The following is a 21,566-nucleotide window of genomic DNA, read 5'->3' on the forward strand; positions in this document are numbered from 1 at the left end:
TACTCGGCAAGGCACTGCTAAGCTGAATCAATCTCCGCCATGTCGGCACGCAAGGAGGTCATATGATTCGTTCCATGTTGTATGCCACTGACCTCGGCCTGTACGCACCGTTGGTGATGCAGCACGCCCTGGCGCTGGCGCGAACATTCAATGCCGACTTGTATGTGGTGCACGCGGTGGAGCCCATGGGGTTGTTCGCCGAGTCGGTGCTTCAAAGTTATCTCGATGAGCAGGCGTTGAACGAATTTCATAGTCAGGGCCTGAACACGGTGATCGCCAATATCGAACGGCGGGTGCTGGAAAGCTTTCGTGAAGAATTGGGGGATGAGGGGGAGCAGGATCTGGAACGGATTCAAGCGGTGCGGGTGCTTCAGGGTGACCCGTCGCAGGTGATTCTCGACCAGGCGCAGAAACTCTCGGTGGATTTGCTGATCGTAGGAAGTCATAGCCATCGCGCCAGTGCGGAAACCCCGCTGGGCCGCACGGCAGCGCGGGTCTTGCAGTTGGCCCGGGTGCCGGTCTATCTGGTGCCACTGGTAGAGCGTCGACGTCAGGGAGACCGGTAGAGCACGAATAATGGCGTTTTGATAAAAAAGTTCTAGATTTATTCTTCAAACCATTAATATAGTTATATACCGTCGCTGATGCCCGTGGCGTCTACCTGCTTTGAGGGATTCATATGAAGCTTCAACAACTGCGCTACATCTGGGAAGTGGCGCACCACGACCTCAACGTTTCCGCTACCGCCCAAAGTCTCTACACCTCGCAGCCGGGCATCAGTAAACAGATCCGTTTGCTGGAAGACGAATTGGGCGTCGAGGTCTTCGCCCGCAGTGGCAAGCACCTGACCCGTGTTACCCCGGCCGGCGAACGCATCATCACCACCGCCGGCGAAATCCTGCGCAAGGTTGAAAGCATCAAGCAGATTGCCCAGGAATTCTCCAACGAGAAGAAAGGCACCCTGTCGATCGCGACCACCCACACCCAGGCGCGTTATGCGTTGCCGCCGGTGATCAGCAATTTCATCAAGCAGTACCCGGACGTTGCGTTGCACATGCACCAGGGTTCGCCGATGCAGATCGCCGAAATGGCCGCTGACGGCACCGTGGATTTTGCCATCGCCACCGAAGCCCTGGAGCTGTTCGGTGACCTGGTGATGATGCCGTGCTACCGCTGGAACCGTTGCGTGGTCGTGCCCCAGGGTCACCCGTTGACCAAGCTGCCGAAGCTGACCCTCGAAGCCCTCGCCGAATACCCGATCGTGACGTACGTGTTCGGTTTCACTGGACGTTCGAAACTCGACGAAGCTTTCAGCCATCGTGGCCTGACGCCGAAAGTGGTGTTCACCGCTGCCGACGCCGACGTAATCAAGACTTACGTGCGTCTTGGCCTGGGCGTGGGCATCGTGGCGAAGATGGCGGTCGATGCCAAACTCGACAGCGATCTGGTGATGCTTGATGCCAGCGATCTGTTCGAATCCAGCATCACCAAGATCGGCTTCCGTCGCGGCACCTTCCTGCGTGGCTTCATGTGCGACTTCATCGAGAAGTTTGCCCCGCACCTGACCCGCGAAGTCATGGCCAAGGCGATCCAGTGCCACAACAAGCAGGAGCTGGAAGAACTGTTCGACGGCGTCGAACTGCCGGTTCATTAATCTGCGTTAAATCACCTCGGTAACAGCAAACTGTTGCCGAGCGCCCGCCACCAGAATCTCCACCTCGTCCCCTTCGAACTTGCCCAGCAGGCTTTTGCCCAGCGGCGAGCGGGGGGTGATGACGGTAATCATCTGCCCCACCACATCAACCTTCAAACCCGCCGCGTCGGGGGCCAGGAACAGCCACTGTTCACGTCCCTTTTCGTCTTCCAGACCGAGCAGGGCGCCGACTTCGATACCGCGCTGATCGTCATACGGACGCAATGTCAGGTTCTGGCACACCGTCAGTGAATGACGGATTTCCTCGACCCGTTTCGCCTGCCCGGCCGCCAGGTACGACGCTTCCAGGCCAAGGGTGTCGTACTTGTTTTCGGCGATGTTTTCTTCGTGAGTCGCGGTTTCGTACGCGGTTTGCGCAGCGCGTTCGGCGATGTCGAGATCGATGCGCAGCTTGTCGAGAATCAGTTGGTGGACGATTTGCTTGTTCATGATCAATCGCAGAATTGCTGGACGTTGGCGCGGCTTTTTTCGCTCGGCGCGGTCTGGTCCTGTTGCAGCCAGAACTGACATTTGGGGTTCGACAGGTTGCGGTTATTGGTGCGGGCCTGATCGAGGAATTGCTGTTGTTCGTTCTTGCGCAGGTTTTCTTTGTATTGTTCGAACAGCGGGCTCTGCGGCGGGATGTCCGGCACCGGCTGCACCACCACCGGCGGTTGGGCCAGTTGCTGTACGGCCTGGGCCACTGGCGCCAATTGCTCGGGGAAGATAAAACGCGAGGCGAGCCAGCACGTCAGCGCGATGGCCAGGAAGCCCAGCCAAAGGCCCAGGGCAATGCTGCCGGTCAATTGCAGGGCATTGAGGCGGATCGGCAACGGACGGCGCGGGTTGGGACGATAGGGCATGGCTGCCTCCTGGCGGGTGTTCGCGGGCGGATGGCGATTGTCGCACGAAGATTAATCGTCGTCGGCCCTTCTGCACGGGGTAATTTATGCGGACAATCGGCGCCTTTGCCAACGGAAGCCTTTAATGCCTGAACTGCCTCAAATGAAAAACCGCGGGCGCTGGGATATTTTTTGCACCGTGGTCGACAACTTTGGCGACATCGGTGTGACCTGGCGCCTGGCCCGTCAACTGGTGGCCGAACATGCAGTAGACGTTCGCCTGTGGGTCGACGACCTGCGGGCCTTCGAACGCCTGTGCCCCGAGATCGAAATCCACGCGCCGCAGCAATGGCAACAGGGTGTCGAGGTGCGGCAATGGGCTGCCGAATGGCAACCGGTGGAGGCCGCTGACGTGGTGATCGCCGCGTTCGCCTGCCAATTGCCGAGCCCGTACATGGACGCCATGGCCGCGCGGGAAACACCGCCGTTGTGGATGAACCTGGATTATCTGAGCGCCGAAGACTGGGTCATCGGCTGCCACGGTTTGCCGTCGGTGAAGTACAAGAGCGTGCAGAAGTTCTTCTTCTTTCCGGGGTTCCAGAAGGGCACCGGCGGCTTGCTGCGGGAAACCGGATTGCTGGAGCGGCGTCGGCAATTTCAGCAAAACCCCGAAGCCCGGCGCGAATTCCTGCAAGGCTTGGGGATTGATCCTGCGCCCGCTGCGCAACTGATCTCGCTGTTTGCCTACGAGAACACCGGGCTGGCGAGCTGGCTCGACACACTCGCCGCCGACTCTGCGCCCACGCATTTGCTGGTGCCAGAAGGGCGGATTCTCGGTGACGTCGAACGCTGGCTCGGGATAAACGGCTTGGTGGCGGGAGCGCTGCATGTGCGCGAAGCCTTGACCGTGCAAGTGCTGCCGTTCATCCGACAGGATCAATACGATCACTTGCTCTGGTGCTGCGATTTCAACGCCGTGCGCGGCGAAGATTCGTTTGTGCGTGCCCAATGGGCAGGGCGGCCGCTGCTCTGGCACATCTATCAGCAAGAGGAAAATATCCACCTCGACAAGCTTGAAGCGTTCCTCGCGCTCTATACAAAAGGCTTGTCGGCGCCTGCCGCAGAGGCAATCAGCGGTCTTTGGCGCGCATGGAATGCCGGCCAAGATATCGCCGACCAATGGCTGGCGACCCGCAAACACTGGCCAGAGCTGCAAAAACACGCTGAGGCGTGGTGTCTGGAACAAGCCTTGCAGGCGGATCTTGCCGCAGCGCTGGTACAGTTTTATGTAAATTGGATATGATACGCGGCCTAGATTTTTGTAAATCCCATCCAAATTCGGATATTCGCAATGAAAACTGGTAAAGAACTGAAACCCGGTACCGTGATCCGTCTCGAAAACGATCCTTGGCTGGTTCAGAAAGCTGAATTCACCAAGTCCGGTCGTAACAGCGCGATCATGAAGACCAAGCTGAAGAACCTGCTGACCGGTTACAAGACCGAGATCGTTTACAGCGCTGACGACAAACTGGACGACGTAATCCTCGACCGCAAAGAAGCGACCCTGTCCTTCATCAGCGGCGACACCTACACGTTCATGGACACCACTGACTACACCATGTACGAGCTGAACGCTGAAGACATCGAAGCCGTTCTGCCTTTCGTTGAAGAAGGCATGACCGATGTTTGTGAAGCGATCTTCTTCGAAGAGCGTCTGGTTTCCGTAGAACTGCCGACCACTATCGTGCGTCAAGTTGACTACACCGAAGGTTCCGCTCGCGGCGACACTTCCGGCAAGGTGATGAAGCCTGCCAAACTGAAGAACGGTACCGAACTGTCGGTTGCTGACTTCATCGAAATCGGCGACATGATCGAGATCGATACCCGCGAAGGCGGTTCCTACAAAGGCCGTGCTAAATAAGCACAGCTTCAGGAATGAAAAAGCCCGACCATTGAGTCGGGCTTTTTTGTGCCTGCCAGAAACACATATTCCCTGTAGGAGCGAGGCTTGCCCGCGAAGGCGGTTTGTCATTCAACATTGATGTCGACTGACACGACGCCTTCGCGGGCAAGCCTCGCTCCTACAAGGGTGGGGTTATTTCTTCAGGTGTTGCTTGAGTTCTTCAGACGCTTGCAACATCGCCGAACGCACCGCCGGCACCTGGCTCACCACGTTCAACAAACCATAATCGTGGATCATGCCGTTGTAGCGAACCGCCGTGACCGGCACGCCAGCCTCGTCGAGTTTGCGTGCATAGGCCTCGCCTTCATCGCGCAGCACATCAGCACCTGCGGTCTGCACCAGCGCTGGCGGCAGGCCTTTGAGTTGCGCCGTGGTCGCCCGCAGCGGTGATGCGTAGATCTCGTTCCGCTGATTGGCGTCGGTGGTGTAGTTGTCCCAGAACCACTTCATCATGTTTTTGGTGAGGAAGTGCCCCTCGGCAAACTGGTTGTAAGACGCGGTTTCGAAGCTGGCATCCGTCACCGGCCACAACAGCACCTGGAACTTGATCGCCGGCGTGCCTTTGTCTTTGGCCATCAGCGCAACCACCGCGGCCATGTTGCCACCGACACTGTTGCCGGCCACCGCCAGGCGTTTGCCGTCGACGTTGATCTCTTTGCCGTGCTCGGCCACCCACTTCGTGGCGGCGTAAGCCTGATTGATCGCCACCGGGTAGTGCGCTTCCGGCGACGGTGTGTAATTGACGAACACCGCCGCCGCACCCGAGCCCACCACCAGATCCCGAACCAGCCGTTCGTGGGTCGGGAAATCCCCCAGTACCCAACCGCCGCCGTGGAAGAACATGAACACCGGCAGCTCACCCTTGATCCCGGCCGGCCGGACGATGGTCAGGCTGATCGGTTGGCCATCGACTTGAATGGTCTTCTGGCTGACATCGGCTTTGGGCAGCGTCAGCTTCACCCCGGCTTGCGCACCCACCAGCACCGCGCGGGCTTCTTTGGGCGTGAGTTGCTCCATCGGCTTACCGGTGCCGGCATTCAGTACATCGAGGAACGCCTGGGTGTTGTGTTCAACCCCATCGCCCGCGAATGCGCTGTGGACGGAGAGGGTGAGAAGGGTACCGGTCAAGACTTTGCTGAACGTGTTCATGGTCATTTCCTGTTCGGGCCTGGGAATCTGCGGTTAGACGGTGACGTGCAGGCGCACTTCGACGTTGCCACGGGTGGCGTTGGAGTACGGGCAGACCTGGTGAGCCGCATCGACCAGGGATTGCGCGTCAGCTTGATCCAGGCCCGGCAGGCTGATGTGCAAGTCGATGTCCAGACCGAAACCGCCAGGGATCTGGCCGATGCCGACATGGGCAGTGATCGAAGCGTCGTTCGGGATGCTGCGTTTGGTCTGGCTGGCCACGAACTTCAGCGCGCCGATGAAGCAGGCGGAGTAGCCGGCGGCGAACAGTTGCTCAGGGTTGGTCGCCGCGCCGCCAGCACCGCCGAGTTCTTTCGGAGTAGCGAGTTTGACGTCGAGGATGTTGTCGCTGGAAACCGCACGACCATCACGGCCACCGGTGGAAGTTGCGATTGCGGTGTAGAGAGTTTGCATGGTGTGAGCCTCATTCCGATTTGGGTGTTTTGCGCTAAATGTTTGCGCGCTAAGTAACTGCGAGATAAATGTAGCTCGCTAATATTTAGCGCGCAAGATAAATTTTTGAAAAAGTTTTTTGAGGGAGGCGAGTGGAAGGGCGAGGGTTGTGAAGACTATTGAGTTAGAAGGGTTTGATCAGAATTTTAGGGCGAATATTTTTTTGAAGGTAAACACAAAACTAGTGTGGGAGCGGGCTTGCTCGCGAAAGCGGTGTATCAGTCAACATTATTGCTGAATGACACACCGCCTTCGCGAGCAAGCCCGCTCCCACAGGGATCTATTGTGTTTGGGGGATTAGAGGCTGTCTTGCAGGTGGCTACGCAGTTCTTGAAGGTCATTTTGCAGCTTCTTCAACTGCTCAAGCGTCTGCCCGCTGGCGCCCAAAATGCACTGCGGAATATCCCGCGCCTTGTCGCGCAACGCCCGGCCCTGTTCGGTCAGCTCGACAATCACCACCCGCTCATCTTCACGGCTGCGGGTGCGGCTGAGCAGTCCTTCGACTTCCAGGCGCTTGAGCAGCGGCGTCAACGAGCCCGGATCGGTCAGCAGACGGTTGCTGATTTCACCGACGGTCAAACCATCCTTTTCCCACAACACCATCATCGCCAGGTACTGCGGATAGGTCAGGCCCAGTGCTTGCAGCAACGGTTTATAGACCTTGGTCATCAGCAGCGAAGTGGAATGCAGGGCGAAGCAGACCTGATTGTCCAGCAGCAGGTCGTCGCAGTTGTCCGGGGTGTTGCGTTCGGTGGTCATGTCAAAGCCTTGATCAGTGATCTTCATGAATCTAGCGGGCGAATCTTTAATGCGCCAGATAATTTTGGCTTAGTAGCCGGTCAGATTGCCTTGCAAGGCCAGATCCCACGGTGCGATCGGGCTGAAGCGGGTTTTCAGGTATTCCAGCAACAGGCGACTGCGTGAGCTGGCCTGTTGCTCCAGGCGCAATGCGTAAATCCCGGCGGTTTCCGGTTTCGGCAGGCCGTTTTCGCAGAACAGCGGCAGCAATTCGCCGCGCAGCAGGTATTCGCTGGCCAGCCATGTCGGCAAGTGCGCGATACCGAGTCCGGCCAGTGCGCCGCAAACCAGCGCCTCGGCATTGTTGGCGCTCATGCGGATCCGCGCCGGGCGGTGCAGTTGCATGCGCCCGTCCTGTTCGAAGCGCCAGGCGAAGGGCGGGGCGAGGCCATCCCAGTCCAGGCCATCGTGTTCCATTAGCTGCGACGGATCGGTCGGCACGCCTCGGCGTTTCAAATAGTCGGGACTGGCGCAGGCGATGCGCACCATGTTCGCCAATGGCGTGGCCACCAGCCGGGTGTCGGCCATTTGCCCGGCGCGCAGCACAAGATCGACCTTGCCCAGGTTCAGGCCCTGCATATCGACAAAACTGTCGATCAGGTGCAATTGCACGTCGAGACCGGGGTACAACATCAGAAAGTCAGCGATAACCGGTGCCAGATGCCGGCGGCCGAATGCGGCGGGTGCGTCCACCCGAATCAAGCCTTCAGGCGCGCTGCTGAGGGACACCGCTTCCGCCCGGGCCAGACGCAATTCAGCGACGATCCGCCGCGCCCGTTCGGCAAACGCCAAACCCGCCGGCGTCGCTCGCACCGCGTGGGTGCTGCGCAGGAATAGCTGACTGCCGACCGCGCTTTCCAGGCTGTCGATACGCCGGGCCACCGCTGAAGGCGTCAAAGGATGACGTCGGGACGCGGCGGAAAAGCTCCCGGTTTCGAGCACGTCGAGGAACAGCCCAAGTTGATCGGTCAATTGATTGGGATTCATGGTTTTACCAGCGCTTGTGCGAAATCGGCACAGCCATTGTGCGTTGCTGTGCGTTTCCCCGCTAGGGCCGACTGCGTAGGATGAAACGCCTGACAAGAGGGAATTGGCCTGTGATTGAGTTTTTGATGTACCTGATCTTTGGCGTGGCCCTTGGCACCCTGGGTGGTTTGTTCGGAATCGGCGGTGGCCTGGTGGCCATCCCGTTGCTTGGCGTGCTCTGCGGTCTGGACCAGCAACTGGCCCAAGGCACGGCGTTGGTGATGGTGGTGCCGAACGTGATGCTGGCGCTGTGGCGCTACCACCAGCGCAATCGCATCGAATTGCGCCATGCATTGCCATTGGCCTCGATGGGGTTTTGTTTCGCGTGGATCGGTTCGATCTGGGCCGTGGGCATCGATGCGCAAACCATGCGCATCGGCTTCGTCGCGTTCCTCGTGGCCCTGTCCACCTACAACCTGGTGCGCATGTTCACCGCCAACGCGCCAGCATCTTCGCAGATGAATTACTCATGGCCATGGCTGGGCGTGCTGGGCGCGGCGTCCGGGACCATGGGCGGGTTGTTTGGCGTGGGCGGGGCAGTGGTGGCGACGCCGGTGCTGACCAGTCTGTTCGGCACTACTCAAGTGGTTGCCCAGGGTTTGTCGCTGGCGCTGGCATTGCCGAGCACCGGCGTCACCCTGGTGACTTACGCCGTGCACCATGAGGTGAACTGGATGATCGGTTTGCCATTAGCGGTTGGCGGTCTGATGAGTATCAGTTGGGGCGTGAAAATCGCCCACGCCTTGCCGGAGAGGCTGTTGCGCGGGCTGTTCTGCGGTTTCCTGGTGTTCTGCGCGGTGATGCTCGCCCTTAAAGTTTGAAGCCTTCGACGATGTGCTCGGCCAGGCATTCGGTGATCGGCGACGGGTTGTGCAGGTTGCGCACCAGCATGATGCTGGCCTCGGGCAGCAGCGGCAGGTCTTCGGCGGCGCCGAGGATGCGCATGTCCGGGGTGATCAGGCTTTCCAGTTGCGCGGTTACCGCCAGGCCGGCGCTGACCACGGCCATCAACGCCGACAGGCTCGAACTGTTGTAGGCGATCCGATAATCACGGCCCATCGCGTCGAGGGCATTGCACGCCCACAACCGGCAGAAACAATCACTGTTGAACATTGCCAGCGGCAATGGTGTTTGCTCGTGGGCGCTGAAACATTGCGCCTCGGCCCAGACAAAACGCTCCTTGCGCAGCAACTGGCCGATCTCGGTGCCAGGCTCGCGGGTGACGATCGACAAGTCCAGGTCCTGGCGCTGCAAGAGTTGCTTGGTTGATTCGCAGTGAACTTCGATCTGGATCAGCGGATAGAACTTGGCGAAGCGCGACAGGATCCCCGGCAAAAAGCGCATTACGTAATCATCCGGCGTACCAATGCGCACCGTGCCGACCATGTGCGGTTCGCGAAGGGTATTGAACACTTCGCTGTGCAGTTTGAGGATGCGTCGGGCATAGCCGAGCAGCACCTGGCCTTCAGCGGTCAGCTTGACCTGGCGCCCGTCGCGCTCGAACAGCTGGCGCTGCAACACGTCTTCTTCCAGGCGTTTCATCTGCATGCTCACCGCAGACTGCGTGCGGTTGACCAATTCGCCGGCGCGGGTAAAACCGCCCTGGTCGGCAATCGCGACAAAGGTACGCAGTACATCGGTATCAATACTGGGGAAAGCTGACATCCATCAATCTCCGAGATGCATACCATCAGAAACATTCGTTGGATTGATCTTAGCTCTGGCGCGAGACTTGAGCCATCCCTAAAGGAGGGCAACATGATGAAAGGTCAACACGAGCATGTAACGTCAGAAAAATTCTCAATCCACGCCGTTTCGGATCTGCTGCACAAGTTTAGTCGCTGGTACGAACTTCACCGCGAACGTGAGCTGTTGGCGAGCCTGAGTGATGAAGCGCTGAAGGACATTGGCGTGAGTCGTGCGGATGTCGAGCACGAGTCGATCCGGCCGTTCTGGGACGATCCGATGCATAAATGATGAGGCCATTGCTACACAAACCCCTCTCTGGTGAGGTAGGTTGCGAGCAGACAAGGAGGTGCTCATGCCCGCAACGCTGTCCTTTTCCATCAAACAGGCTCGACGTCTGGCACTGGCTGCCCAAGGGTTCAACGGGCGTCAGCCGCCAGCGGCGATCAAACCGGTGCAGCTCAACCGGCTGATCGAACGCCTGGGCATCTTGCAGATCGACTCCGTCAATGCGTTAGTGCGTTCGCACTACCTTCCGCTGTTTTCCCGTCTTGGTAACTACTCACCCGAACTGCTCGATCAGGCTGCCTGGAGTCAGGGCCGGCGACGCACGTTGTTCGAATATTGGGGCCATGAAGCTTCGCTGTTGCCGTTGTCCATGTATCCGTTGATGCGCTGGCGCATGCAGCGTGCGACCCGTGGCGAAGACATCTATCAGCAATTGGCGCGTTTCGGTCGTGAGCAACAAGACACGATTCGTCGGGTGCTGGCATCCGTTGAAGAGCTGGGCGCGTTGGGTGCGGGAAGCCTGTCGACCCGCCAGGAACGGGCCGGGCCGTGGTGGGACTGGAGCGCCGAGAAGCATGCGCTGGAATGGTTGTTTGCCGCCGGTGAAGTAACTGTCGCCGGGCGGCGTGGCTTCGAGCGACTTTATGATCTGCCGGAGCGGGTGATTCCTTCGGCGATTCTCCAGCAACCTTTGCTCACCGAAGCCGAGGCTCAGCGCGGGTTGTTATTGCATGCGGCTACGGCGTTGGGTGTCGGCACGGAAAAGGATTTGCGCGACTACTTTCGTTTGAACCCGGCCGACAGTCGGTTGCGATTGGCGGAGCTGGTCGAGAGTGGAGAGTTGCTGGCCTGCGAAGTGCAAAGTTGGCGGCAACCGGCCTACTGTTTGCCCGAGCCCAAAGTGCCGCGCAAGGTCGAGAGCAGCGCGTTGCTGTCGCCGTTTGATTCGCTGATCTGGGAGCGCAGCCGCACTGAGCGCATGTTCGATTTTCGCTATCGGCTGGAGATTTACACGCCGCAGGACAAGCGGGTCTACGGCTATTACGTGCTGCCGTTTTTGCACAATGAACGGATTGCTGCGCGAGTTGATCTGCGCGCTGAACGGGCGCTGGGCCGGTTGGCGGTGCATGCGGTACATGAGGAAGAACCGGGGCTGGATGAGGCGGGGATGCTGGCGTTGGCGGTCAATTTGCGGCAAATGGCGGATTGGCTGGGGTTGGAGCATGTGCAGTTGAATTGTCAGCGGGTGAGTGCGGATCGGTTGAGGGTGGCATTGGCCAGCGTTGGCGGTGATTGAAAGGACGCCTTCGCGGGCAAGCCTCGCTCCTACAAAGGATCGCGTAATCCTGTAGGAGCGAGGCTTGCCCGCGAAGGGCTCGACGCGATTTAACGGCGGACTTGCTTCAACGTCTCAGCAATCAAAAACGCCAATTCCAGCGACTGATCGGCATTCATCCGCGGATCGCAATGGGTGTGGTACCGATCCGACAACCCGTCTTCAGTAATCGGCCGCGCGCCACCAATGCATTCGGTGACGTTCTGCCCGGTCATTTCGATGTGGATACCGCCGGCATAGGTGCCTTCCGCTTCGTGCACCTGGAAGAACTGCTTCACTTCGCCGAGGATCTGCGCGAAGTCGCGGGTCTTGTAGCCGCTGCTGGCCTTGATGGTATTACCGTGCATCGGGTCGGAACTCCAGAGCACTTTCTTGCCTTCACGTTCCACGGCACGGATCAGTTGTGGCAAGTGATCGCCGACCTTGTTCGCGCCCATCCGCGCGATCAGGTTCAAGCGGCCCGGGTCGTTGTCCGGGTTGAGCACATCGATCAGGCGAATCAAGTCTTCCGGGTTCATGCTCGGGCCGACTTTCACCCCGATCGGGTTGTTCACTCCGCGCAGGAATTCCACGTGTGCGCCGTCAAGCTGGCGGGTGCGGTCGCCGATCCACAGCATGTGGGCCGAGCAATCGTAGTAATCGTTGGTCAGGCTGTCGCGACGCACGAAGGCTTGTTCGTAGTTCAGCAGCAGCGCTTCGTGGGCGGTGAAGAAACTGGTTTCGCGCAGTTGCGGCGAACTGTCCATGCCGCAGGCGCGCATGAAGGCCAGGGTTTCATCGATGCGATCGGCCAAGTGGCTGTACTTCTCGGCCAGGGCCGAGTTGGCGATGAAATCCAGGTTCCACTTGTGCACTTGATGCAGGTCGGCAAACCCGCCCTGGGCAAAGGCGCGCAGCAGGTTCAGAGTCGCGGTGGACTGGTGATAGGACTGCAGCAGGCGTTCCGGGTCTGGAACGCGGCTTTTTTCGTCGAAACCGATGCCGTTGACGATGTCGCCACGGTAGGCCGGCAAGGTTACGCCGTCGATGGTTTCGTCATTCGACGAACGCGGTTTGGCGAACTGGCCCGCCATGCGCCCGACCTTGACCACCGGGCAGCCGGCGGCGAAGGTCATGACGATCGCCATTTGCAGCAGCACTTTAAAGGTGTCGCGGATCTTCGCGGCGGAGAATTCGGCGAAGCTTTCGGCGCAGTCGCCGCCCTGCAACAGAAACGCGCGGCCCTGGGTTACTTCGGCAAACTGACGGCGCAACTCCCGGGCTTCACCTGCAAACACCAGCGGCGGATAGCTGGCCAGGGTTTGCTCGACGTGCAGCAAATGCGCGGCGTCGGGATAGCGGGGTTGTTGCTGGATCGGCAGGGCACGCCAGCTGTCAGGGCTCCAGGGTTGGCTCATCACGGTCTCTAGTGTTTACGCACGGGTCCTTATGTTATCAGCAATTAGTGCGTGACCTGTTCCCGTCGCTTCGCGGACAATCGCGCCTTTGCCGCTTCATGTTGCGGTGTATTGGTTGCCGGGCCCGGTGACGATCTGGAGACGAAATGACTGAGGAGCGCGTCGAGCATCTGCTCGCCGAGGTACAGGATGAGTTCGGCGTGATTCGCGTGCTGGAAGTGGCCGATTATCGCTTTCTCGAATTCGGCGATGCCATCGAGCAAAGCTGCGTGTTCACTGCTGACCCGAGCTGGCTGGAGTACGACTACACCCGCGCCATGCTGATCGGTGCGTTGTGCCACGAGCAGCCGGAAAGCGCGCTGTTCCTTGGTCTCGGCGCCGGGACGCTGACCCAGGCTTGCCTCAAGTTCCTGCCGCTGGAAGACGTCGAAGCCATCGAGTTACGCCCCGACGTGCCGCGCCTGGCCATCGAATACCTCGGGCTGGATGACGATCCCCGACTGTACATCCGCGTTGGCGATGCGCTGGAGTTGCTGGAAACGGCTGAGCCGGCCGACCTGATTTTCGTCGATCTCTATACCGATGTCGGGCCGGGCGTCGGGCATCTGGCCTGGAGCTTTCTGGAAAACTGTCAGAAACGCCTGAACCCGGGTGGCTGGCTGGTGATCAATCAGTGGGCCACCGACGACGGTAAACCGCTGGGGGCGGCATTGTTTCGCGGGCTCTATCACCGGCATTACTGGGAACTGCCGGTGAAGGAGGGCAACGTGATCCTGATCGTGCCGTCGGAGCTGGATCAGGAACTGGACATGGACAGCCTGATCGCCCGGGCCGAAGGGCTGGCGCCGCAGTTGGGGTATTCGTTGCTGTCGTTGATCAAGGCGATTCGGCCGGCGACTTGATGTGGTGCCTGTGAGGGCCCCTTCGCGAGCAAGCCCGCTCCCACAAAGGTTGCGCATGACCTGTAGGAGCGAGGCTTGCCCGCGAAGGCAATATCCGCAAACCTCAAACCCCTTTGAAAACGCCCGGCCGCTTCTCAATCATCGACCGCACACCTTCCTTGGCGTCCTCACTGGCCAGCAACTTCTTCACCATCGGCGGCAACGCCTGTGCCGCCGCCGTTTCCCCTTCATAACGCGCCTGTCTGGCAGACATCAACGTCGCCTGAACCCCCAGTGGCGCCTGCCGGGCGATGCGCTCCGCCAGTTCAATCGCCCTTGGCAACAAATCCTCGCTGGCCATGACTTCCTGGACCAATCCCAGGCGCAACGCGTCATGCGCGTCGAATTCATCGCCGGTCAGCAGCCAGCGCATGGCGTTGCCCCAGCCGGCGACCTGATGCAGGCGCAACGTGGCGCCGCCGAACGGGAAGATCCCGCGCTGCACTTCCATCTGCGCGAAACGGGTGTTGCTGGCGCAGAGGTTGATGTCGGCGGCCAGCATCAGCTCGATGCCTATGGTCAGGCAGTAACCTTGCGCGGCGACGATCACCGGTTTGCTCACCCGTGGCCCGGCGAACACGCCCCACGGATCACAGCCGCCGGGTGGCGCCTGCCAGCCTTCGGCGAGGGCGGCGCTGGCATTGATCAGGTCGAGCCCGGCGGTGAAATGCTCGCCATGGCCGAACACCACCGCGACCCGCGCCTCGCTGTCGGCCTCGAACTCGCCGTAGGCCAGGCTCAGCTCGTTAAGCAGATCCAGGTCGAAGGCGTTGCGCTTGGCGACCCGGTCCAGGCCAAGTAACAAGACATGACCACGTCGTTCACGGCTGACACGGCTGGAAACGGTCTGATTCATGGGGCATTTCCTCGGGCGGGAAGGGGAGGTCAGACCGAAGGTCTGCGTCACAAGGGTGAACCGTTTTAGCGCCATCACCAGCAGGGCCGGGCCTTTGAAAAATAGACCGTTGCACGATTATCCGCAAAGCCTGTGACACAACGGTATATACGTCAGTTTTCCGACAAATAATGCTCCCTTTTTGGCCGAATTCCGGTATAGTGCGCGCCGGCCTTTAACCGGGCCGCGTTTAGGTAGCGCAATTCCCCGAAGTCAGCTTCGGCTGCACGTCCGCACAGCGGACTCTCCCTTGACGAATCTTTTTCATTCATTCGTTTTCGCAAATCCCCGCCGACAAAGCAGCCAGGGCGACTCTTGAGTCTTACACGGCATGCGCAGCTTTGGAGCATGGGTCTTTGCGGATGCACTTAGAGGCAGACCCATGACCCAGGAAACCGGCGGCTTCGCCGCTTTTAATCTTAATCCGAATATTCTTGCAGCCGTCATTGCGACCGGCTACGAAGAACCTTCGGCTATTCAGCAGCAATCGATCCCGATCATCATGGCCGGCCACGACATGATTGGCCAGGCGCAAACCGGTACCGGTAAAACCGCCGCGTTCGCACTGCCTATCCTGCATCGCATCGATCCTGCCAAGCGCGAGCCGCAAGCCCTGATCCTGGCGCCAACCCGTGAGTTGGCGCTGCAAGTAGCAACCGCTTTCGAAACCTACGCCAAGCAAATGCCGGGCGTTACCGTTGTGGCCGTTTACGGCGGCGCCCCTATGGGCCCACAACTGAAAGCAATCCGTAATGGCGCACAGATCGTTGTCGCCACTCCGGGTCGTCTGTGCGACCACCTGCGTCGTGACGAAAAAGTCCTGTCGACCGTGAACCACCTGGTTCTGGACGAAGCGGACGAAATGCTCAAACTGGGTTTCATGGACGACCTCGAAGTTATCTTCAAGGCTCTGCCACCAACCCGTCAGACCGTATTGTTCTCGGCGACCCTGCCGCAGTCGATCCGTGCCATTGCCGAGCGTCACCTGCGTGATCCGCAGCACGTGAAGATCCAGACCAAGACTCAGACCGTTACCGCGATCGAACAGGCTCACCTGTTGGTTCACGCTGACCAGAAGACCTCGGCTGTATTGAGCCTGCTGGAAGTCGAAGACTTCGACGCCCTGATCATGTTCGTGCGCACCAAGCAAGCGACCCTGGATCTGGCCAGTGCCCTGGAAGCCAAAGGCTACAAAGCCGCTGCGCTGAACGGTGACATTGCTCAGAACCAACGTGAGCGCGTAATCGAATCCCTCAAGGATGGCCGTCTGGACATCGTTGTTGCGACCGACGTAGCTGCTCGTGGCCTGGACGTTCCGCGCATCACTCACGTGTTCAACGTTGACATGCCGTACGACCCTGAGTCCTACGTTCACCGTATCGGCCGTACCGGCCGTGCTGGTCGCGAAGGTCGTGCACTGCTGCTGGTTACTCCTCGTGAGCGCCGCATGCTGCAAGTGATCGAGCGTGTAACCGGTCAAAAGGTTGCCGAAGTTCGCCTGCCGGACGCTCAAGCTGTTCTTGATGCCCGCATCAAGAAGTTGACCAACAGCCTGTCGCCGCTGGTGGCTGATGCCGAATCGACTCACGGTGATCTGCTTGATCGCCTGACCGCTGACATCGGTTGCACCCCGCGTGCCCTGGCCGCTGCTCTGTTGCGCAAAGCCACCAACGCTCAGGCGTTGACCCTGGCTGCAATCGAGAAAGAACGTCCACTGGTGCCGAACAACGCACCACGTGGCGATCGTCCAGAGCGTACCGGTGATCGTCCGGACCGTGGTGATCGTGAGCGTCGTGCTCCGGTTCCATTGGCTGAAGGTCGTGCTCGTTGCCGTACCGCGCTGGGTGCGCGTGATGGTATCGCTGCCAAGAACCTGCTGGGCGCTATCCTGAACGAAGGTGGCCTGGCTCGCGAAGCAATCGGTCGCATCCAGGTGCGTGACAGCTTCAGCCTCGTCGAGCTGCCGGAAGATGGTCTGGAAAAACTCCTGACCAAACTGAAGGACACTCGCGTTGCTGGCAAGCAGTTGAAGCTGCGTCGCTATCGCGAAGATTAATCCGCTCTCGGGCTGATTGATCGCACATAAAAAATCCCCGACTGGTTCGGGGATTTTTTTGCCTGCTGTTTGTGTTTGGCTGGAGACCGAGTCGCGCCCTTCGCGAGCAAGCCCGCTCCCACAGGGGATCTCTGTTATACACAGATGTTGTGTTCACTGGAGATCCCTGTGGGAGCGGGCTTGCTCGCGAATGAGGGCAACTCGGTCTACCGATCAGCCAAACCGGTAAATATCCATCCCCAGCGCCCCCATGGTGAACCCCTGGTGCGCAATCCCGAACTCACCCCCGGCCCCACGGGCAAAGTACAGCGGTAGCAAATGCTCATCACTCGGATGGTTGCGCACAGCATTCGGCGCCTGCTGACGATAATCATGCAGCGCGGCCTCGTCGTTGGCAGCGAGTTTCTCAATCATCCAGTCGCGGAACGCCTTGGCCCACGGTTCAACGCTCTCCGGGCCGGCATGCCAGTCCAGTTCACGCAGGTTGTGGGTGATGCTGCCGGAGCCGATCAACAGCACGCCGTGTTCACGCAGACTGGCCAGCGCATGACCGACACGGGTTTGTAGCGCCGGGCCGCCACGGGTCGGCAGCGAGACTTGTACCACTGGAATATCGGCCTGCGGGTACATCAATGACAAGGGCACCCAGACCCCGTGATCAAACGGCCGCTTGGCGTCGATGCGCGCCGGCAGACCATCGGCTTTCAGCAACTCGACCACCTCGGCGGCCAGTTGTGGATCGCCGGGTGCCGGGTATTGCACGTCGAACAGGGCTTTGGGGAAGCCACCGAAGTCATGCCAGGTGTCAGGCTGCGGATTGCCGCTGACCAGCAGCTCGTTGCTTTCCCAGTGCGCAGACACGATCACGATGGCTTTCGGTTTCGGCATTTCTGCAGCCAGGCGCGCCAGGGCCGGGCCGCTGGCGCCCGGTTCCAGTGCCAACATGGGCGAACCATGGGATATGTACAGGCTGGGGAACATGAATGAGCTCCTGAGGGGTAAGATGGCGTCATCTTCAGTCAGATCATTGATCTAAATCTAATATAAGTTTTAGGGTCTTTTGATCGAATTTTCGGGATTAATTATGCAGCCGGAGTTTTGGCACAAGCGGTGGACGACGAATCAGATCGGCTTCCACCTGCCGGAAGTGAATCCATATCTGCAACGGTACTGGCCGCAACTGAGCCTGGAAGAGGGCGCGCGGGTGCTCGTGCCGCTATGCGGGAAAAGCCTGGATCTGCTGTGGCTGGCCAAATGCGGTCACGAGGTGCTGGGCGTCGAGTTGTCGGAAAAAGCCGTGGAAGATTTTTTCCATGAGCATCAATTCGACCCGGACGTCAGCGACCAGGGCCCTTTCACCGTATATCGTGCAGGCTCGATTGAAATCTGGTGCGGCGATTTCTTCGCACTGACTGCCGGCGATGTGGCTGATTGCAGCGCGTTGTACGACCGCGCGGCGTTGATCGCTTTGCCGCCGAAGATGCGTGAGCAATACGCCGAGCACCTGAAACGGATTCTGCCGAAGGATTCCCTGGGAATTTTGATCACCCTGGATTACGACCAGGCGCAAAAGGACGGCCCGCCGTTTGCGGTGCTGGATGACGAAGTGCAGAAGCTGTTTGGCGCATCGTGGGAGCTGAAGATTCTGGAAGACCAGGATGTTCTGGGTGAGAGCTGGAAGTTTGTCGAGAGCGGCGTGACACGGCTTGAAGAGCGGGTGTATCGGGTTTCCAGTCGTTAAGGTGTGGCGAGTTTGATTGCCTCATCGCGAGCAAGCTCGCTCCCACAATGGATCTGTGGTGATCAAAAAATTGTGTTTCAACTCGGTCAACTGTGGGAGCGAGCTTGCTCGCGATGAGGCCCGACTGAGCACCACAAAAACCAGCAGACAAAAAAAGGCCCGCATCGAATGCGGGCCTTTTCTTTTAGTGCGAAGCCAATCAGCCCCGACGACGCAACGCGTCAATACGCTCTTCCAGCGGCGGGTGGCTCATGAACATGCGAGCGAAGCCCTGTTTGATGCCACCGTTGATGCCAAAGGCGTTCAGGGTGTCCGGCATGTGTACCGGCAGACCTTGTTCGGCCCGCAGGCGTTGCAGGGCGCCGATCATTGCGCTGGTACCGGCCAGGCGTGCGCCGGCTTCGTCAGCGCGGAATTCGCGTTTGCGCGAGAACCACATGACGATCGAGCTGGCCAGGATACCCAGCACCAGTTCGGCGAAGATGGTCGCGATGTAATAGGCGATGCCCTGGCCTTCTTCGTTCTTGAAAATCACCTTGTCGACAAAGTTGCCGATGATCCGCGCGAAGAACATCACGAAGGTGTTCACCACGCCCTGGATCAGGGCCAGGGTGACCATGTCGCCATTGGCCACGTGACCGATCTCGTGGGCCAGCACGGCTTTGACTTCATCCGGCGAGAACCGCTCGAGCAATCCTTGGCTGACCGCGACCAGCGCGTCGTTCTTGTTCCAGCCGGTGGCGAAGGCGTTTGCCTCGTAGGCCGGGAAAATCCCGACTTCAGGCATCTTGATCCCGGCTTCCCGGGACAGTTGCTCGACCGTTTGCAGCAGCCATTGCTCGTGACGGGTGCGCGGCTGGCTGATGATTTGGGTGCTGGTGCTCATCTTCGCCATCCACTTGGAGATGAACAGCGAGAACAGGGAACCGGCGAAACCGAAGACCGCACAGAAAATCAGCAGCTGATTGAGGTTGAGATCAACCCCGTTGGCCGCCATGAACCCGTTGAAGCCGAAAAGGCTCAGGGTGATGCTGGCAATCAGCACGACCGCCAGGTTAGTGGCCAAAAACAGCAGGATGCGCATCATGGTTGTAGAAATCTCCTCATACTAAAGATGTAGCGTACTGCGGGGTATATAAGGTGCTGCACCGCGCTATTCAACCGGGTGACTATTTCAAACTGTGTCCTACAGCAATAGTTTAGCTGCGTGCAGGGCATTTCCGACGCGGACGCAGGAAGGGTTTGACAGACGATTAACCGCGTAGCCCCCGTCTTTGTTAGACGCGAGCGCAGATACCGTCATCAGGCAGCGATGGCAACAAGGGTGTGCGGCAAGATATAGAGATGTGTTGCTGAATCAATCACCGTGCGACCCGGACCTGCGCCGCACGGTGACCGTCGGCTTACTGGCGGTAAGTCTTGAGGAAGTTGCCGATCCGGCCGATGGCCTGATCCAGTTCGTCGACCCGGGGCAGGGTGACGACGCGGAAGTGATCCGGCCATGGCCAGTTGAACGCCGTGCCTTGCACCACCAGCAGCTTCTCGGAGAGCAGCAGGTCGAGCACGAACTTCTCGTCGTTGTGAATCGGGCAGACTTTCGGATCGATCCGCGGGAACGCATACAGCGCGCCCATCGGCTTGACGCAGCTCACGCCCGGAATGTCATTGAGCAATTCCCAGGTGCGGTTGCGTTGTTCCAGCAAGCGACCTTGAGGCAAGACCAGGTCATTGATGCTCTGATAGCCGCCGAGTGCGGTCTGGATCGCGTGCTGGCTTGGCACGTTGGCACACAGGCGCATGTTCGCCAGCATGTCGATGCCTTCGATGTAGCTCTGGGCGTGGTGTTTCGGCCCGGAAATGGCGATCCAGCCGGAACGGAAACCGGCCACGCGGTAGGACTTGGACAGACCGTTGAAGGTCAGGCACAACAGGTCCGGCGCCAGAGAAGCGGTGCAGATGTGCACGGCATCGTCGTACAAGATCTTGTCGTAGATCTCGTCGGAGAACACCACCAGATTGTGCGAACGGGCCAGTTCGAGCATGCCCAGCAACACTTCCTTCGAATACACCGCGCCGGTCGGGTTGTTCGGGTTGATGATCACCAGGGCCTTGGTGTTCGGGGTGATCTTGGCCTTGATGTCGGCCAGGTCCGGGAACCAGTCGGCACCCTCGTCGCACAGATAATGCACCGGGTTGCCGCCCGCCAGGCTCACGGCGGCGGTCCACAGCGGGTAATCCGGAGCCGGCACCAGCACTTCGTCGCCGTTGTTGAGCAGGGCCTGCATCGACATCACGATCAGCTCGGACACGCCGTTGCCCAGGTAGATGTCTTCGATACCGACGCCTTCGACCTGCTTCTGCTGGTAATACTGCATCACGGCTTTGCGGGCGCTGAACAGGCCCTTGGAGTCGCTATAGCCCTGGGCGGTCGGCAGATTGCGGATCACGTCCTGGAGGATTTCATCCGGCGCTTCGAAACCAAAGGGCGCCGGGTTGCCGATGTTCAGCTTGAGGATGCGATGGCCTTCCTCTTCCAGGCGTTTGGCGTGCTTGAGCACTGGGCCGCGAATGTCGTAGCAGACGTTGGCGAGCTTGTTCGATTTGCTGACCTGCATGGCGATGTGTTCCCGAAAATGAACGATCCAGGCGGCGGATGGACAACCGTACTGGGAATCCTGCGTAATCACACAGGCCTGACGCCTTCAATGGCGACACTCATAATCCGTTTGAATGCGCGGGGTCTGGCTGCCAGACTGGCGTTTGACGAGGCGCAATCATACGTGCCGCCCGATCCGTGGAAAAGGTACAGATCGGGCTTTTTCAGCTGCTGAGGTGTGACGATGGAAAAGTTGGATAAAACCCTGGAAGAATGGAAGGCGATGCTCGACCCGGAGCAGTACAACGTTTGCCGCCTCAAGGGCACCGAACGGCCGTTCTCCGGCAAGTACAACGACACCAAGACTGACGGCGTCTATCACTGCATCTGCTGCAACGAGCCGTTGTTCGATTCCAAGACCAAATTCGATTCCGGCTGCGGCTGGCCGAGCTTCTACGCGCCGATCGGCGAGAGTGCGATGGTCGAGATCCGTGACGTCAGCCACGGCATGATCCGCACCGAAGTGGTCTGCGCCAAGTGCGATGCGCACCTGGGGCACGTGTTCCCGGATGGCCCGCCACCGACCGGTTTGCGTTACTGCATCAACTCGGTGTGCCTGGACTTGGTGCCACGCTAGTAATCCGAGTCCCGTAGGAGCGAAGCTTGC

23 protein-coding genes are annotated in these 21,566 nt (G+C 59.4%); 11 read left to right on the forward strand and 12 right to left on the reverse strand.

Annotated features, from left to right (window positions below):
- The first annotated feature begins 62 nt into the window (after positions 1–62).
- A complete protein-coding gene (locus NK667_RS04255; RefSeq protein WP_054052016.1) occupies positions 63–566 on the forward strand; it encodes a universal stress protein in 504 nt (167 codons plus the stop codon).
- A 113-nt stretch (positions 567–679) separates the two neighbouring features.
- Positions 680–1,654, forward strand: a complete 975-nt coding sequence (gene cysB / locus NK667_RS04260; RefSeq protein ID WP_054052018.1) for an HTH-type transcriptional regulator CysB — start codon at positions 680–682, stop codon at positions 1,652–1,654.
- A 6-nt stretch (positions 1,655–1,660) separates the two neighbouring features.
- On the opposite strand, the gene NK667_RS04265 is transcribed toward cysB, so the two are convergent.
- Together NK667_RS04265 and NK667_RS04270 are read right to left on the reverse strand one after the other, a co-directional pair.
- Entirely contained in the window at positions 1,661–2,143 is a 483-nt protein-coding gene (locus tag NK667_RS04265; protein WP_054613928.1) for a GreA/GreB family elongation factor, read from the reverse strand.
- Between the two features lie 2 nt (positions 2,144–2,145).
- Positions 2,146–2,556, reverse strand: coding sequence for a hypothetical protein (locus tag NK667_RS04270; protein WP_054613929.1), 411 nt, complete (start codon positions 2,554–2,556; stop codon positions 2,146–2,148).
- A 124-nt stretch (positions 2,557–2,680) separates the two neighbouring features.
- On the opposite strand from NK667_RS04270, the gene earP reads away from it, so the two are divergent.
- Together earP and NK667_RS04280 are read left to right on the forward strand one after the other, a co-directional pair.
- On the forward strand, positions 2,681–3,838 hold the full coding sequence (gene earP / locus NK667_RS04275; RefSeq protein ID WP_054613930.1) for an elongation factor P maturation arginine rhamnosyltransferase EarP: 1,158 nt from the start codon (positions 2,681–2,683) through the stop codon (positions 3,836–3,838).
- A 48-nt stretch (positions 3,839–3,886) separates the two neighbouring features.
- Complete coding sequence (locus NK667_RS04280; RefSeq protein WP_007943632.1) at positions 3,887–4,456, forward strand: elongation factor P; 570 nt, start codon at positions 3,887–3,889, stop codon at positions 4,454–4,456.
- A 174-nt stretch (positions 4,457–4,630) separates the two neighbouring features.
- Here the strand turns inward: NK667_RS04280 and NK667_RS04285 are convergent, their stop codons facing one another.
- The 4 genes from NK667_RS04285 to NK667_RS04300 all read right to left on the reverse strand — a co-directional run bounded on the left by NK667_RS04285 (position 4,631) and on the right by NK667_RS04300 (position 7,924).
- Positions 4,631–5,647, reverse strand: a complete 1,017-nt coding sequence (locus tag NK667_RS04285; RefSeq protein WP_054613931.1) for an alpha/beta hydrolase — start codon at positions 5,645–5,647, stop codon at positions 4,631–4,633.
- Positions 5,648–5,680: 33 nt separating this feature from the next.
- Entirely contained in the window at positions 5,681–6,100 is a 420-nt protein-coding gene (locus NK667_RS04290; protein WP_054052028.1) for an organic hydroperoxide resistance protein, read from the reverse strand.
- Positions 6,101–6,436: 336 nt separating this feature from the next.
- On the reverse strand, positions 6,437–6,898 hold the full coding sequence (locus NK667_RS04295) for a MarR family winged helix-turn-helix transcriptional regulator (protein ID WP_054614075.1): 462 nt from the start codon (positions 6,896–6,898) through the stop codon (positions 6,437–6,439).
- 69 nt (positions 6,899–6,967) lie between these two features.
- Positions 6,968–7,924, reverse strand: a complete 957-nt coding sequence (locus tag NK667_RS04300) for a LysR family transcriptional regulator (protein WP_054613932.1) — start codon at positions 7,922–7,924, stop codon at positions 6,968–6,970.
- A 110-nt stretch (positions 7,925–8,034) separates the two neighbouring features.
- On the opposite strand from NK667_RS04300, the gene NK667_RS04305 reads away from it, so the two are divergent.
- A complete protein-coding gene (locus NK667_RS04305) occupies positions 8,035–8,784 on the forward strand; it encodes a sulfite exporter TauE/SafE family protein (RefSeq protein ID WP_083471275.1) in 750 nt (249 codons plus the stop codon).
- Here NK667_RS04305 and NK667_RS04310 read toward each other — a convergent pair.
- Positions 8,774–9,628, reverse strand: coding sequence for a LysR substrate-binding domain-containing protein (locus NK667_RS04310; RefSeq protein ID WP_054613934.1), 855 nt, complete (start codon positions 9,626–9,628; stop codon positions 8,774–8,776). The genes NK667_RS04305 and NK667_RS04310 overlap by 11 nt on opposite strands.
- 96 nt (positions 9,629–9,724) lie before the next feature.
- Here NK667_RS04310 and NK667_RS04315 point away from each other — a divergent pair, with 96 nt between their 5' ends.
- Both NK667_RS04315 and NK667_RS04320 read left to right on the forward strand, forming a co-directional pair.
- The gene (locus NK667_RS04315) at positions 9,725–9,940 is read left to right on the forward strand and encodes a DUF1127 domain-containing protein (protein WP_054052224.1); all 216 of its coding nucleotides are present in this window, start codon (positions 9,725–9,727) and stop codon (positions 9,938–9,940) included.
- A gap of 64 nt (positions 9,941–10,004) precedes the next feature.
- Positions 10,005–11,234: a winged helix-turn-helix domain-containing protein gene (locus NK667_RS04320; protein ID WP_054613935.1), complete on the forward strand. Its 1,230-nt coding sequence runs from the start codon at positions 10,005–10,007 to the stop codon at positions 11,232–11,234.
- An 89-nt stretch (positions 11,235–11,323) separates the two neighbouring features.
- On the opposite strand, the gene NK667_RS04325 is transcribed toward NK667_RS04320, so the two are convergent.
- Positions 11,324–12,670, reverse strand: a complete 1,347-nt coding sequence (locus tag NK667_RS04325) for a class II 3-deoxy-7-phosphoheptulonate synthase (protein ID WP_054613936.1) — start codon at positions 12,668–12,670, stop codon at positions 11,324–11,326.
- 146 nt (positions 12,671–12,816) lie between these two features.
- Here NK667_RS04325 and NK667_RS04330 point away from each other — a divergent pair, with 146 nt between their 5' ends.
- Positions 12,817–13,572: a spermidine synthase gene (locus NK667_RS04330; RefSeq protein ID WP_054613937.1), complete on the forward strand. Its 756-nt coding sequence runs from the start codon at positions 12,817–12,819 to the stop codon at positions 13,570–13,572.
- A gap of 103 nt (positions 13,573–13,675) precedes the next feature.
- Here the strand turns inward: NK667_RS04330 and NK667_RS04335 are convergent, their stop codons facing one another.
- A complete protein-coding gene (locus NK667_RS04335; RefSeq protein WP_054613938.1) occupies positions 13,676–14,467 on the reverse strand; it encodes a crotonase/enoyl-CoA hydratase family protein in 792 nt (263 codons plus the stop codon).
- A 421-nt stretch (positions 14,468–14,888) separates the two neighbouring features.
- On the opposite strand from NK667_RS04335, the gene NK667_RS04340 reads away from it, so the two are divergent.
- The gene (locus tag NK667_RS04340) at positions 14,889–16,562 is read left to right on the forward strand and encodes a DEAD/DEAH box helicase (RefSeq protein ID WP_054052043.1); all 1,674 of its coding nucleotides are present in this window, start codon (positions 14,889–14,891) and stop codon (positions 16,560–16,562) included.
- Positions 16,563–16,775: 213 nt separating this feature from the next.
- Here NK667_RS04340 and NK667_RS04345 read toward each other — a convergent pair whose 3' ends face one another.
- Positions 16,776–17,543, reverse strand: a complete 768-nt coding sequence (locus NK667_RS04345) for a DODA-type extradiol aromatic ring-opening family dioxygenase (protein ID WP_054613939.1) — start codon at positions 17,541–17,543, stop codon at positions 16,776–16,778.
- A gap of 103 nt (positions 17,544–17,646) precedes the next feature.
- Here NK667_RS04345 and NK667_RS04350 point away from each other — a divergent pair, with 103 nt between their 5' ends.
- On the forward strand, positions 17,647–18,303 hold the full coding sequence (locus NK667_RS04350) for a thiopurine S-methyltransferase (RefSeq protein ID WP_054613940.1): 657 nt from the start codon (positions 17,647–17,649) through the stop codon (positions 18,301–18,303).
- Between the two features lie 199 nt (positions 18,304–18,502).
- On the opposite strand, the gene htpX is transcribed toward NK667_RS04350, so the two are convergent.
- The gene (htpX, locus tag NK667_RS04355) at positions 18,503–19,390 is read right to left on the reverse strand and encodes a protease HtpX (RefSeq protein ID WP_010461286.1); all 888 of its coding nucleotides are present in this window, start codon (positions 19,388–19,390) and stop codon (positions 18,503–18,505) included.
- 316 nt (positions 19,391–19,706) lie between these two features.
- Positions 19,707–20,918 (reverse strand): pyridoxal phosphate-dependent aminotransferase, encoded by a 1,212-nt coding sequence (locus NK667_RS04360; protein WP_054052048.1) that lies wholly within the window; start codon positions 20,916–20,918, stop codon positions 19,707–19,709.
- A 225-nt stretch (positions 20,919–21,143) separates the two neighbouring features.
- Between NK667_RS04360 and msrB the strand changes: the two genes are divergently transcribed.
- A complete protein-coding gene (gene msrB / locus NK667_RS04365) occupies positions 21,144–21,536 on the forward strand; it encodes a peptide-methionine (R)-S-oxide reductase MsrB (RefSeq protein WP_054613941.1) in 393 nt (130 codons plus the stop codon).
- Positions 21,537–21,566: the final 30 nt, after the last annotated feature.

The sequence above is a fragment of the Pseudomonas nunensis genome (assembly GCF_024296925.1).
Taxonomy (GTDB): Bacteria; Pseudomonadota; Gammaproteobacteria; order Pseudomonadales; family Pseudomonadaceae; genus Aquipseudomonas; species Aquipseudomonas nunensis.